The 13,453-nt window shown below is 71.1% G+C and carries 11 protein-coding genes; 6 read left to right on the top strand and 5 right to left on the bottom strand.

The window, feature by feature from the left end; genetic code table 11:
• Positions 1–70: 70 nt before the first annotated feature.
• Positions 71–943 (bottom strand): hypothetical protein, encoded by an 873-nt coding sequence (locus FCN18_RS01550; RefSeq protein ID WP_113641067.1) that lies wholly within the window; start codon positions 941–943, stop codon positions 71–73.
• 323 nt (positions 944–1,266) lie between these two features.
• Here FCN18_RS01550 and FCN18_RS01555 point away from each other — a divergent pair, with 323 nt between their 5' ends.
• From FCN18_RS01555 to FCN18_RS01570, 4 genes are all read left to right on the top strand, one after another.
• Positions 1,267–2,433: an AI-2E family transporter gene (locus tag FCN18_RS01555; protein ID WP_112266723.1), complete on the top strand. Its 1,167-nt coding sequence runs from the start codon at positions 1,267–1,269 to the stop codon at positions 2,431–2,433.
• Positions 2,430–3,578, top strand: coding sequence for a MacS family sensor histidine kinase (macS, locus tag FCN18_RS01560; RefSeq protein WP_112265815.1), 1,149 nt, complete (start codon positions 2,430–2,432; stop codon positions 3,576–3,578). Before FCN18_RS01555 ends, macS begins: the two co-directional genes overlap by 4 nt.
• Positions 3,575–4,228: a response regulator gene (locus tag FCN18_RS01565; protein ID WP_112265817.1), complete on the top strand. Its 654-nt coding sequence runs from the start codon at positions 3,575–3,577 to the stop codon at positions 4,226–4,228. Before macS ends, FCN18_RS01565 begins: the two co-directional genes overlap by 4 nt.
• Positions 4,229–4,295: 67 nt before the next feature.
• Entirely contained in the window at positions 4,296–4,958 is a 663-nt protein-coding gene (locus tag FCN18_RS01570) for a DUF1707 SHOCT-like domain-containing protein (RefSeq protein WP_369973549.1), read from the top strand.
• 38 nt (positions 4,959–4,996) lie between these two features.
• On the opposite strand, the gene ptsP is transcribed toward FCN18_RS01570, so the two are convergent.
• Both ptsP and FCN18_RS01580 read right to left on the bottom strand, forming a co-directional pair.
• A complete protein-coding gene (gene ptsP, locus FCN18_RS01575) occupies positions 4,997–6,631 on the bottom strand; it encodes a phosphoenolpyruvate--protein phosphotransferase (protein ID WP_137092893.1) in 1,635 nt (544 codons plus the stop codon).
• A gap of 48 nt (positions 6,632–6,679) precedes the next feature.
• Positions 6,680–7,549 (bottom strand): ribokinase, encoded by an 870-nt coding sequence (locus FCN18_RS01580; protein WP_113641064.1) that lies wholly within the window; start codon positions 7,547–7,549, stop codon positions 6,680–6,682.
• Positions 7,550–8,060: 511 nt separating this feature from the next.
• Between FCN18_RS01580 and FCN18_RS01585 the strand changes: the two genes are divergently transcribed.
• Positions 8,061–8,822 (top strand): TetR/AcrR family transcriptional regulator, encoded by a 762-nt coding sequence (locus FCN18_RS01585; protein WP_112265825.1) that lies wholly within the window; start codon positions 8,061–8,063, stop codon positions 8,820–8,822.
• Here the strand turns inward: FCN18_RS01585 and leuS are convergent.
• On the bottom strand, positions 8,806–11,655 hold the full coding sequence (gene leuS / locus FCN18_RS01590) for a leucine--tRNA ligase (protein ID WP_137092895.1): 2,850 nt from the start codon (positions 11,653–11,655) through the stop codon (positions 8,806–8,808). The genes FCN18_RS01585 and leuS overlap by 17 nt on opposite strands.
• Positions 11,656–11,835: 180 nt before the next feature.
• Complete coding sequence (locus tag FCN18_RS01595) at positions 11,836–12,936, bottom strand: esterase-like activity of phytase family protein (RefSeq protein ID WP_137092897.1); 1,101 nt, start codon at positions 12,934–12,936, stop codon at positions 11,836–11,838.
• A 65-nt stretch (positions 12,937–13,001) separates the two neighbouring features.
• On the opposite strand from FCN18_RS01595, the gene FCN18_RS01600 reads away from it, so the two are divergent.
• A complete protein-coding gene (locus FCN18_RS01600; protein ID WP_112265829.1) occupies positions 13,002–13,439 on the top strand; it encodes an SdpI family protein in 438 nt (145 codons plus the stop codon).
• Positions 13,440–13,453: the final 14 nt, after the last annotated feature.

Here is a 13,453-nt window from a genome sequence, read left to right on the forward strand (position 1 = left end):
ACGAAGCTGACGCGCGAGCGGGCGCGGGAAACGGCCGCGGAGGGTGGCGTCAGCTACCCCGCGGCGAGAATCAGTCTGGCGTCACACCGGGCTGCGAGCCCGGCTGCGTCGGCAGGTGCACGACGCCGGCCCGGACGGAACCGGGCACGTTGTGGTCGAACGCGGCCACGCCGCCGGCGGGAATGCCGAGCAGCGGACCGTCGAAGTGAAGAGCGTGGGTGTGGCCCACGGGCGCAGGCGCCGCCGGGCTCACGGGAAGGGGCAGCGGTGCGGCCGGAGCGCGCTCGCGGTCCTGCTCGCCGGTGTCCGCAGGGTCGTCCGCGGGCGCCGAGCGGACGGGCGCCTTGCTCTCAGTGCGGTCCTTGCCCGCGACGTGCTCGTCGCCTTCGGCGATCGCGTCGCCCTCGACGTGCGTGGAGGGGCCTTCGACTGCGCGGCCGGGCTCGGCGGAGGAGCCGGTTTCGCCGTGCCCGTCGAGGCCCGGCAGCTCGGTGAGTCCAGGCAGCTCGACGAGCTCGCCGTCGCGGGGCTGGAGCGCGTTCCACACGTTCCTGCCGAGGTCCTGCCGCTCCTCTGGAACGGTGAGCATGCGGCCGACGCCCTCGAGCGTCTCGCCGACCGGCTCGGCGACGGCGCGCTGCCAGAGGTGCCGCACGGAGTGCTTGACCTCGGCGGCGATCCGGCCGTCGCCGAGCCTGGCCGGCTGCGGCGTGTCGTCCTGCGGCTCGGCGGCGGGCTTTGGCCCGGCGAGCGCGGCGCCGACGCCCTTGGCCGCACCGGCGACAGCGGGAGCATCGAGCTGGGGAACGTCCTCGGCGGCAGAAGCCGACGCGGTGGAGACGGCCCACGCGGCCGCGACGCCTCCCGCGACGAGCAGGGCACGCGACAGCCACCTGCGGACGCGACCCTCGCGTCCCGTGGTGGCGGCTGCCGTCGTGGCCACAGCTCTCCTGTCGGAAGGTGTTCTGAAGTGGGTGACACAGCGTGCTCGACCGAGCACTTGTTGGCTGCGTGCCATCGACATTGGCAAATGCCGGGGGCCGGATGCACGTCCAACACGACTTGATGGCCCAATCGTGTGAAGAACACTGTGTGTGTCCACACCTCACCACCGGTGATCAAGGCTGACCAACGTCGTTAACTCTCCGTTCGCGGCAAATGAGCCTCCAGTGTGGACAGTTGGCGGCCCGGATGCACCGATCACCGAACATCGGCGGCCGGGACCGATACGGTGGCCTGGTGAATGAGAAAACACCGAAGATTCCGGTGATTTCGGAAGATCCGGACGTCACCGGGTCGGTGCCGAAGGGCCTCCGGGTGTGCGCGGCACTCGCCTGGCGCTTCCTGGTCGTCATAGCCGCGCTGTACGTCGTCGTGGAGATCGTCGGCTACCTGTCGGTGGTCGTGATCCCGGTGTCGATCGCGCTGTTGCTCGCCGCGCTCCTCGCGCCCGCCGTGCGCAGGCTGGTGGCCGTGCGGGTGCCGCGCAGTCTCGCCACGGCACTCGTGCTCGTCGGCGGGCTCGGGCTCGTCGGCGGCCTGCTGACGTTCGTGATCATCCAGTTCACCGACGGTCTGCCCGCGCTGCAGCGACAGCTCACCGAGAGCCTGAACCAGATCGAGGACTGGCTCATCAACGGGCCGCTGCACCTGCGCGAGACGCAGATCGAGGACGCGATCAACAGCGCCATCGGCATGATCCAGGAGAACCAGGCCGCGCTGACGTCCAGTGCTCTCACGACGGCCAGCACGGTCGGCGAGTTCCTCACCGGCTTCCTGCTCACGCTCTTCGTGCTGATCTTCTTCCTGGTCGGTGGCGACCAGATCTGGGGCTTCCTCATGCGCGGCGTGCCCGCACACGTGCGCGACCGGGCCGACACCGCCGGGCGACGCGGCTTCGCCTCGCTCGTGAGCTATGTGCGTGCGACGGCCGCCGTCGCCGTGGTGGACGCGGTTGGTATCGGCATCGGGTTGTGGATCGTCGGCGTTCCGCTGGTGATCCCGCTGTCGACGCTGGTGTTCCTCGGCGCGTTCATCCCGATCATCGGCGCCGTCGTGACCGGCGCGGTCGCCGTGCTGGTGGCGCTCGTGACCAACGGCTTCGTCACAGCACTCGTGGTGCTGGCCATCGTGATCGGCGTGATGCAGCTGGAGAGCCACGTCCTGCAGCCACTGCTGCTCGGTCGCGCCGTGAAGCTGCACCCGCTCGCCGTGATCCTGGCGATCACCGTCGGCCTCGTCGCCGCGGGGATCCCGGGTGCGCTGTTGTCGGTGCCGCTGCTGGCCGTGCTCAACTCCGGCATCAAGTCGCTGCTGCACGAAAGCTCGCCCGATCCGGAGAGCGTGGACGTGCTCGCCGACAAGGAGGCGAAGGTCAACGCCGACGACGAGACCGAGGCCGAGGTAGCGGAACGGGAGCAGGAAAAGCAGTGAGCACGTCGCCCGCGCTGCGCGACCCCGCCACGCCACTGTGGTGGGGGACGATCGTGCTGCGCTGGGTGACGCTCGCCTTCGCCCTCGGCGCGCTGCTCGTCCACCACTCCGGCTACGACCGGCCCGGTCTCGCGTGGGCGGGGTTCGGGGTGATGGCGGCGTGGTCGCTGGTGACCACGCTGACCTTCGCGCGCGAGTCGCTGCGGCTGCGCTCGCTCGTGGTCGCCGACGTCGTGGTGACGTGCGGGGTGATGCTGACCTCGCAGCTGGTGCTCTCCGACCAGCAGTTCGCCGAGACGGCTCCCCTCGTCACCACGGTGTGGGCATCCGTGGCGCCGCTGACGGCGGGCGCCCGGTTCGGCGCCGTCGGCGGGGTGCTCGCCGGCCTCGTCATGGCCGTGTGCACCGGGCTCGCGCGGCTGGAGGTCGACCTCGACGTCGCCCGCGACGGGGTGCTGCTGACGGCGAGCGGCCTGTTGATCGGCATCACCGCCACCACGGCACGCCGCTCACAGGCCACGCTCGCGCAGGCCATGCGCACCGAGGCGGCGACGGCCGAACGGGAACGGCTCGCGCGCTCCATTCACGACAGCGTGCTGCAGGTGCTCGCGAGGGTGCGACGCAGAGGAGCCGAGCTCGGCGGCGAGGCGGCCGAGCTGGCGAGGCTCGCCGGGGAGCAGGAGATCGCGTTGCGCGCGCTGGTCACCACGGAACCGTCCGGGCCGGCGGACGGCGACGCCGATCTGCGCGCCGCACTTCAGCTGCTGGCCACGCCGAGGGTGCAGGTGTCCGGGCCCGCGGGCGAGGTGCGCCTGCCCGCCACGATCGTCACCGAGCTCGTGGCCGTTACCAAGGAGGCATTGTCCAATGTGGAACGGCACGCGGGACCGTCGGCGAAGGCATGGGTGCTGTTGGAGGACCTCGGCGAGGACATCGTGCTGACGATCAGGGACGACGGCCCCGGCATCCCGCCGGGCAGGCTCGAGCAGGCCGAGGCCGAGGGGCACCTCGGTGTCGCGACATCCATCAGAGGCAGAGTGAACGACCTGGGAGGCACGAGCACGCTGGAGACCGCGCCAGGGGCTGGAACCGAATGGGAGATTCGCCTGCCACGGCCGAGACAGCGGAGAAGGGGGAGCCGATGACGGTCTCGGTGATGATCGTCGACGACCATCCGATCTGGCGGGACGGCGTGGCCCGCGATCTGGCAGAGCACGGTTTCGACGTGCGGGCCACCGCCGCGGACGCCGACGCGGCGGTGCGGATCGCCCGAACGGTGCGGCCCGACGTGGTCCTCATGGACCTGAACCTCGGTGACACGTCCGGCGTGGTCGCCACGCGCTCGATCACGGGAGACCTGCCACAGACGCGGGTGCTCGTGCTCTCGGCGAGCGGTGAGCACAGTGACGTGCTGGAAGCGGTGAAGGCGGGTGCGTCGGGCTATCTGGTGAAGTCGGCCTCGGTGAGGGAGCTCGTGGAGGCCGTGCACCGCACCGCGGACGGCGACCCGGTGTTCACGGCCGGGCTCGCGGGCATGGTGCTGGGCGAGTACCGGCGCATGGCCGACGCGCCCGCGGCCGGTGAGCCGCCGCCCCGGCTCACCGAGCGGGAGACCGACGTGCTGCGCCTCGTGGCCAAGGGGCTCACCGCGAAACAGATCGCCGACCGGCTCGTGATCTCCCACCGGACCGTGGAGAACCACGTGCAGTCGACGCTGCGCAAGCTCCAGCTGCACAACCGCGTCGAGCTCGCACGCTACGCGATCGAGCACGGTCTGGACCGCGAGGAGGATTAGCGCGTCAGGGTTCGCTCCGGGGTTTTCCCCGATCCGCCGGGCGGTCCGGGGCCATAGCATCGAAGGCGTGGCTGAGGGCGAGAACATCCAGACGGAACAGGCGCCGGTCCTCGACGAGCAGGCGCGCCAGCGCAATCTGAGGGTCTCGGACGCGGAGCGCGAGCACGTCGTCGAGTTGCTTCAGCGCGCGATCGGGCGCGGCATGCTCGACCTCGACGAGTTCACCGAACGCACCGACATCGCGCTCGCCGCCCGGACCCGCGGCGAGCTGAACGCGGTGCTCATCGACCTGCCGGGGCTCGTGCACCGCGACGCGGTGGCGCCACCGACGGCCTCGATGGCGGCTCCCGCGTTCGTCCCCGCGGCGGACGGCGAGCGTCTGGAGCTGAAGGCACACGGCTCGTCGCTCGTGCGGCGCGGTCGCTGGCGGGTGCCGACCGAGGTCCTCGTGCGCAACAAGTACGGCGAGACGAAGCTCGACTTCAGCGAGGCCGACATCGCGGGCCCCGTGGTGCACCTGGAGCTGGACACCAAGTGGAGCTCGGTGACGGTGATCATCCCCGAGCAGGGCGCGGTGGACCTCAACGGCATCAGCGAGGTGAAGTGGTCGTCGATCGACGACAAGACCAACTCCACCGGCAAGGCCGGTGTGCCGAGGTTCGTGCTCACCGGCCGCGTCCACGGCGGCTCACTCACCACCCGCTACCCTCGCCGCGGCCTCTTCGGCTGACCCTTTCGCGGCGCACCTGGCTGCCCCGAGGAGCGCTGTCAGGCGTCCCTGGCGGCGGCGCGGGCGGCCTGAGCAGTGGGTGCGGCGACGGCGGCCTGGGCGGCACGCTCGCAGTCGGCCAGGGTCACCGCCGCGAGACTCGCGCCGACGGCCCGCACCGAACCCGTGTTCATCGAAAGGCTCGTGACACCCAGCCCAGCGAGCACCCTCGCCAGCAACGGATCGGCAGCGGCCTCACCGCACACGCCCGCCGGCCTGCCCGTGGCCTTCGCGGCCTCGCCGACGAGCGCCATGAGCCGCAGCAGACCTGGTTGCCACGGGTCGTTGAGCTTCGCCACGGCGCCGAGCTGACGGTCGGCGGCGAACGTGTACTGGGCGAGATCGTTGGTGCCCAGCGACACGAAGTCCACCGCGTCGAGCACCTCCCTGGCCGTGAGCGCCGCCGCAGGCACCTCGATCATCACGCCCGCCCTCGCGATACCCGCCGCACGGACGCGCTCGGCGAACCACGCGGCCTCCTCGGCCGTGGCCACCATCGGCGCCATCACGGAGACCTCGGCGCCGGAGTCGGCCGCCGCGCCCGCGATGGCCTCCAACTGCCGGTCGAGCACCCCGGTGCGGTCGAACGCGACACGTACACCCCGCACGCCGAGTGCCGGGTTGGGCTCCACCTCCGGGTCGAGGAAGGCCAGCGGCTTGTCGGCTCCCGCGTCGAGGGTGCGCACGATCACCGGCTTGCCCCGGAACGGCTCCAGCACGGCGGTGTAGGCGACGCGCTGCTGCTCCACCGAGGGCTCGTCGTCGGCGTCGAGGTAGCTGAACTCCGTGCGGAAGAGGCCGACTCCCTCGGCGCCGGCCTCGGCGGCGGCTCGCGCGTCAACGGGGCCGCCGACGTTGGCCAGCACCTTCACGCGATGCCCGTCGCTGGTCTCACCGACTCCGTTCCACTCGGCCGCTCCGGCCGCCGTGGCGGCCATGACGGGTGCGCTCGGGTCGACGGCCTCGATCGTGCCGGTGTCGCCGTCGACCGAGATCGCCTCGGCGTCGAACGCGAGCACGCCGCGCACGGCGACGACGGCTGGGATGCCGAGCGAGCGCGCGAGGATCGCGGTGTGGCTGGTGGGTCCGCCCTCCTCCGTCACCAGTGCGAGCACCTTGGCCGGGTCGAGGCCGGCGGTGTCGGCTGGCGCGAGGTCGCGCGCGACGAGCACGCTCGGCGTCGCCGGCTCGGGCACTCCGGGCGGGGCGATGCCGAGGATCTCCGCGATGATCCGGTCGCGCACGTCCTGGATGTCCCGTACCCGCTCGGCCATGCGGCCACCCGCGCTGGCGAGCGCCTGGGCGAAGTTGTTCGCGGCCTCGTAGACGGCCCGTGCGGCGGGGATGCGCTGGGCGGTGACGAGCTGCTCGGCCTGGCTCAGCAGGGCGGGGTCGGACGCCATCGCGGCGGTGGTGAGCAGGATCGCGGCCGCGTCACCGGTCGCCGTCTCCGCCATGGCCTCGAGCCTGGCCGTGACGGCCTGTGCCGCCGGCGCGACGAGGGCGGCCTCGGCGTACGGGTCGTCGGGGCCGGGGCTGCTGGCCGGCTCCTCGATCGACTCCGTGATCTTGACGACGGGGCCGCTCGCGCGGCCGGGGCTCACGCCCACCCCGGAGAGCTGTGCGTCAGACATGGTCTAGACCATAGCGGTACATGTTCCTCCAATGGACCGGTGCGAGGGTCACTGTAGTTCGCTCGCCCTTGGATACGAGGGCTGCGCACCGCGACGCGTGACCGACACCGCCGCGACCCGCACGGCGCGGCGCGCGGCGTCGGCGACGGAGGCTCCCTCGGCGAGCGCGGTGGCGAGCGCGCCAGCGAAGGCGTCTCCGGCGCCGGTGGTGTCCACGACGTCGACCTTCGGCGAGGCGACCTCGATGAGCCCGTCCGAGGTCACCACCACGGCGCCACGGGCGCCCATGGTGACCACGGCGGAGCGCGGGCCGAGTTCGAGCAGCCGGGGGAGCTCGGCCGACGCCGCACCCAGCAGCCACGCGGCCTCGTGCTCGTTGACCACCAGCACATCCAGCGCGGCGAGGGCGCGGTCGGCGACCTTCGCCACGGGCGAGAGGTTGAGCACCGTCAGCACCCCCTTGGCGGAGCCGGTGGCGATGGCGTGCTCGACGGTCGGCAGCGGGGTCTCCAGCGACGCCACCATCACGCGGACGCCGTCGAGCGCACCGTCGACGTCGGCGGGCTCCAGTGCGTGGTTGGCGCCGGGGGAGACGAGGATCGAGTTCTCGCCGTCGGGGGTCACGGTGATGTAGGCGACGCCGGTCGGCCGGTCGACGATGCGCACGAGCTCGGTCCGCACGCCCGCCCCACGCAGCGAGTCCAGCAGCAGCCTGCCGTTGCCGTCATCGCCGATCGCGCCGAGCAGTGCGACGTCGGCGCCGAGCCGGGCCGCGGCGACCGCCGTGTTGGCACCCTTGCCGCCGGGCAGCGTCTCGGTGTCGCCGCCGAGCACGGTCTCCCCGGCTCCCGGCCTGCGCTCTGTGGCGACGACGAGGTCGGCGTTGGCCGACCCGACGACGAGCACCTGTGCTTCCACGCCGCCAAGCCTGCCATGAGATCGCGCTCATCGACCTGTGACCTCGGCGCTTGAACAGACGTGAATTCCTTTGTAACTTTCGTGGCTGCTGATGCGACAATCAGGCGAGTGTTCGCACCGAGCTTCACCCGTTCAGGTGAGTTCGGGGCCGAGGCGTCATCGTCGGAGCCGCGTGAACTCTCCACAGACACCACCGCGTCCGCGCGGGGTGTTGTCCGACCCCGGTCCCCGGACCCAGTCGGGCATCGGGTCGCCGGCACCGGTCACGTAGCCCCCCGAGTGATCGGTGCCGGCGGCGCCCTGATCGGCAGGCCCGCACGGCCACCCGCCGCGATCGCGCGCGGCGGCCGAGAGCACGTGCCGGTCCGGCTGCGCTCGCCGTCGGCCACGAAGCCGCCGAGGACCTTCGGGTGGCGTTTCGTCGGCGATCACGAGGTCTCATCCCCGCGTAGCCCCTAAACTGCGCAGAGTCCGGACCACAAGGACAAAAGCCAGCTCAGCGGGGTGTGTCATGAACAGGCCGGTACGCCGGGGCCGCGAACGCGCGGCAACCGACCGGGAGATCCGGGAGACGGCGAGGGCACTGCTCGTCGAGCGCGGCCCCGAGGCCGTCACCCTGCGGGCCATCGCCAGGGAGCTCGGCATCACCGCCCCCGCGCTGTACCGCTACTACGGCTCCCGCGACGACCTCATCGAGCACCTGCGCATGGACGTGATCTCCGATCTCGGTGACGAGCTGGCCTCCGAGATCGCCGACCTGCGCGACGGCGGCACCCAGCAGCTGTTCGCGATCTGCAAGGGCTTCCGGCGCTGGGCGCTCACCCACACCAAGGAGTTCACGCTGGTCTTCGCGTCACCGACCGGCGACGTCGGCTCCGCGCCCAGCAGCGTCGCCACGCTGAAGCAGGTGACCGAGCCGTTCGGGCGGGTGTTCCTGCTCGCGGCCGGGGAGGTGCTGGCCGAGGCCGACGTCGCACTGCCTGCCGACGAAGTGGTGCCGGCCGAACTGCGCGAGGACCTCGCCGCCTACCGGGACTCCCTGCTCGCCGTGATGGCCGGCTCCGGCGTGAGCGTGCCGTCCGAACGGCTCACGCTCGGCACCACATACCTCATGATGCAGTTCTGGGCCCGGCTCTACGGGCACGTCACGCTCGAGGTGTTCGGCAACTACCCGATCCCGGTGTCCAAGCCGGACGCGCTCTTCGACGCGCTGCTCGCGGACCTCGCCCGCGAGATCGGCCTGGACACCGGGCCCGTCACAGAACGACGTTGACGAGCCTGCCCGGCACCACGATCACCTTGCGCGGCTCACCACCGGCAAGCAGCGCGACGATCTTCTCGTCGGCGAGTGCCGCGGCCTGGACGTCGTCCTTGCCAGCGTCGGCGGCGACCGTCACGCGGGAACGGACCTTGCCGTTCACCTGGATCGGATACTCCACCGTGTCTTCCACCAGGTACTTCTCGTCGGCCTGGGGGAACGGCCCGTAAACCAGCGTGTCCGGGTGGCCGAGGCGGTGCCACAGCTCCTCGGCGATGTGCGGGCACAGCGGCGCCAGCATCAGCACCAGCGGCTCGGCCAGCGCGCGCGGCGTGGCCTGCGTGGCCCCGTAGACCTTGGTGACGTAGTTGTTGAGCTCGATGAGCTTCGCGCCTGCGGTGTTGAACCGCAGCTCGGCGTAGTCCTCGCGGACCCCTGCGATGGTCTTGTGCAGGCGCCGGAGGTCGTCGTCGGTGAGCTCGGCGTCGCTGACGCGGAGCGCGCCGGTCTCCTCGTCCACCACCAGCCGCCACAGCCGCTGCAGGAAGCGCTGCGCGCCCACGACGTCCTTTGTCGCCCACGGCCGCGAGATCTCCAGCGGGCCCATCGACATCTCGTAGAACCGGAACGTGTCGGCGCCGTAGTTCTCGGCCATCGCGTCCGGCGTGACGATGTTCTTGAGGCTCTTGCCCATCTTGCCGTATTCCTGGCGGACCTCTTCGCCGTTGTAGAAGAACCTGCCGTCCGTCTCCTCGACCTCGTCGGCAGGCACGTAGAAGCCGCGGGAGTCCACGTAGGCGTAGGCCTGGATGTAGCCCTGGTTGAACAGCTTGCGGTACGGCTCCTTCGACGACACGTGGCCGAGGTCGAACAGCACCTTGTGCCAGAAACGCGCGTACAGCAGATGCAGCACGGCGTGCTCGACGCCGCCGACGTACAGGTCCAGCCCGCCGGGGTCGTTGACGCCGTGCTCGGCTGGCCTCGGCCCCATCCAGTACTTCTCGTTCTCGGGGTCGACGAACCGCTCGGTGTTGGTCGGGTCGATGTAGCGCAGCTGGTACCAGCACGAACCGGCCCACTGCGGCATGACGTTGGTGTCGCGGCGGTACTTCTTCGGCCCGTCGCCCAGGTCCAGCGTCACCTCGACCCAGTCGGTGGCCTTGGCCAGCGGGGGCTGCGGCTCGGAGTCGGCGTCCTCGGGGTCGAACGTCTTGGGCGAGTAGTCCTCGACATCGGGCAGCTCAAGGGGCAGCTGGTCCTCGGGCAGCGCGATCGGCAGGCCGTCCTCGTCGTAGACGATCGGGAACGGCTCGCCCCAGTAGCGCTGCCGGGCGAACAGCCAGTCGCGCAGCTTGTACTGCACGGTGCCCTCGCCGTGGCCGTGCTCCTCCAGCCACGCGATGATCGCCTTCTTGGCGTCCTCGACGCCCATCCCGTTCAGGCTCAGGTCCTCGTTGGTGGAGTTGATCGCGGGGCCCTCGCCCGTGAACGCCTCGCCGTCGAAGCCCTCACTCGGCTGCACCGTGCGGATGATCCCGAGCCCGAACTTCGTCGCGAAGTCCCAGTCGCGCTGGTCCTGGCCGGGCACGGCCATGATCGCGCCGGTGCCGTAGCCCATCAGCACGTAGTCGGCGATGAACACCGGGATCCGCTCGCCGTTGACCGGGTTGACCGCGAAGGAGCCGGTGAAGACGCCCGTCTTCTCCTTGTTCTCCTGCCGGTCCAGCTCGGACTTGCGAGACGCCTCGCGCCGGTAGTCGGCCACGGCCTCCCCTGGCGTCGCGGCGCCACCGGTCCAGCGCTCGTCGGTGCCCTCCGGCCACTCGTTCGCCGTCAGCCGCTCGACCAGCGGGTGCTCGGGAGCCAGCACCATGTACGTGGCGCCGAACAGCGTGTCCGGCCGGGTCGTGAAGACCTCGATGTGCGCGTCACCCGCGGCGAAGCGCACGTTCGCGCCGCGCGAACGGCCGATCCAGTTGCGCTGCATCGTCTTGATCTGCTCGGGCCAGTCGAGCAGCTCCAGGTCGTCGACCAGCCGGTCGGCGTAGGAGGTGATCCGCATCATCCACTGGCGCAGGTTCTTGCGGAACACCGGGAAGTTCCCGCGCTCGCTGCGACCGTCCGGCGTGACCTCCTCGTTGGCCACCACGGTGCCGAGGCCGGGAGCCCAGTTCACCGGAGCGTCTGAGATGTAGACCAGGCGGTGGGAATCGATGACCTCGCGCCGCTCGACCCGGCTCAGCTCGCTCCACGGGCGGCCGTCCGGCGTCGCGCGCGTGCCGTCCTCGTACTCCTTCTCCAGGTCGGCGATCGGGCGCGCCCTGTCCTGCTTCTCGTCGTAGTACGAGTTGAAGATCTGCAGGAAGATCCACTGCGTCCAGCGGTAGTACTCGACGTCGGTGGTGGCGATGGATCGCCGCTCGTCGTGGCCGAGGCCCAGCGCACGCAGCTGGCGGCGCATGTTCGCGATGTTGGCCTCGGTGGTGGTGCGCGGATGGGTGCCCGTCTGCACCGCGTACTGCTCGGCGGGCAGCCCGAAGGCGTCGTAGCCCAGCGTGTGCAGCACGTTGCGGCCGATCATGCGGTTGAACCTGGCGAACGTGTCCACGCCGATGTAGCCCAGCGGGTGCCCGACGTGCAGGCCACCACCGGAGGGGTACGGGAACATGTCCTGCACGAACAACTTGTCCGAGGGCAGCTGCTTGTCCTGCTCGGCGAGCGGACCGACCGGGTTGGGCGCGTGGTACGTCCCGTGGTCGGCCCAGTAGTCCTGCCAGCGCCGCTCGATCTGCCCGGCCAGCGCCGCGGTGTAGCGGTGGGCCGGAGTCGTCTCGGTGCCGTCTGTCATCGCCGAACCTTCCCGTGCTTTGTTACCTGCTCCAGAAACAACGCGACCCCTCAGCCACCAGGGCGTGAGGGGTTCGCCGCACCGGCCGGAGCCTCCGGTCAGTGCGGCCGGCTAAGGAGCAGGCTGGCCGAATGCACGGCTTTATGGTAGCTACCCCCGCCAGCGCGTTTTCCGAAGGCCCTACCTCATGGCGAGTGCGATGACCTGCGTCACCTGGCCGGCGGAGAAGTTGTCGTCGCTCACGAGCAGCAGGCTGCGCTCCCCGGTGGCGAGCCTCGGGCCCCAGGTCATGCCCTCGACGTTGTCGACGTGCTCCAGCGGCAGGTCCGCCAGGTCGGCCACCAGCCGCTTGCGCACGGGCTTGACCTTCTTCGCCTCGGCGAGCGAGTCCACGCTCAGCACGTTCGTGGCCCCGCTGGTGTCGATCTCGAAGATCCGGACGCGGTTGCCGGCCCCGCTCACGTAGGCACGCTCCAGCACGAGGAACCGAGTGGGGTCCGCCTGATCGGACGCGAGGATCGAGACGACGCCGTTGTTGGCCGAGCCGCCGGCGGCGGGCGGCGCGAAGATCGGCTCCTGCTCGTAGGCGTACTGCGCGAGCACCGGACCTCGCCTGCCCTGGACGGTGATCCGCGAGAGGGCGCCGTGCTCGGGGGTCGCCTCGGGCCCGTCCTGCAGCAGGGGGCCCTCGAGCGCGGTGACCACGAGCGAACCGAGGCCCGCGAACGTCATGCCCTCCAGCACCTGGTTCCGCCGCGGCCCGGCCGTCTCGGTCATGCGCTCGTTGTCCGGGATCGGCAGGTCGCGCACGTACGCGCCGGTGCGCGTGGCCTCGCGCACGGAGGGGTCGGACAGGACCGTCGCGCTGCGCTCGCCCTCCTGGCTCCAGTAGTAGCCGCCACGCCACGGGTCGACGCGCAGCTCCTCAGGATCGACCGAATCCGCCGGGTACGGCGTGCCGTCCCGTCCGGTGAACGGGTGCGTGCCGGTGAAGGTCACCTCGCCGAGTCCGTCGGCGCTCACGTCAATGTCGGCCGTGTAGAAGCGGGCGGGCTGCAGCTGCGAGCGGTCGTCGCTGACGAGGACGTACCCGCCGGTGCGCGGGTCGCGGTCGATGCCGGAGAGCCCACCGACGGTCGTGCCCTCGAACGGCATCGCGTTCGGCACGGTGGTGACGCCCAGCAGGCGGACGTCGGGGGTGTGCGCCGAGGCGCCGGGAACGGTGACGAGCGTGAGCGACAGCGCGCCGAGCAGGCCGGTCGCGAGGAAGGCGCGGGACATGGCCTTCAGCACACCGCATCAGGGTGTCGACAAGGTGACCTGGAATGGAACGTATTCTCGGGTCTGTGTTCGTGGTCGCGTTGATTCCCGTGGTGCTCGGCGTTCTGGTCGGCTGGGGTGGTTTCCTCGGCCTGCGGGAGAAATTGCCCCGCGACCGCGGCGCCGGAGTGCGCACAGCGGCCACGCTGCGCAGCGACGAGGCCTTCCGCGTCGCCAACAAGGTCGCGGGCCTGCCGACCATCGCCGCCGGCGCGGTGGGCGTGCTCTCCGGCGCGGCCGGGCTGGTGATGCCCAACGCGGTCGGCGTGATCATCGCGGCGGTGGTGGGCCTGATCGGCATGTTCGTGCTCGTGGCAGGTGGCGGCGTCCTCGGTCACCGGGCGGCCGCCGCGGTCCCCGCGCCGCAGGAGGCCCCCGCGGGCTGTGCGGGCTGCGCGTGCGGTGCCGGTGGCTGCTCCGCGCTGAGCGGCGCCGGACCCGACCCGGCCACCTCGGCCTCCTAGGGGCCGGGAAGACT

This window comes from Prauserella endophytica, assembly GCF_005146945.1.
GTDB lineage: Bacteria > Actinomycetota > Actinomycetes > Mycobacteriales > Pseudonocardiaceae > Prauserella_A > Prauserella_A endophytica.

Coding starts and splice junctions, on each gene's coding strand:
- FCN18_RS01565 (WP_112265817.1), top strand. CDS start 3,575: ATGACGGTCTCGGTGATGATCGTCGACGACCATCCGATCTGGCGGGAC.
- ptsP (WP_137092893.1), bottom strand. CDS start 6,631: ATGTCTGACGCACAGCTCTCCGGGGTGGGCGTGAGCCCCGGCCGCGCG.
- FCN18_RS01585 (WP_112265825.1), top strand. CDS start 8,061: ATGAACAGGCCGGTACGCCGGGGCCGCGAACGCGCGGCAACCGACCGG.
- leuS (WP_137092895.1), bottom strand. CDS start 11,655: ATGACAGACGGCACCGAGACGACTCCGGCCCACCGCTACACCGCGGCG.
- FCN18_RS01595 (WP_137092897.1), bottom strand. CDS start 12,936: ATGTCCCGCGCCTTCCTCGCGACCGGCCTGCTCGGCGCGCTGTCGCTC.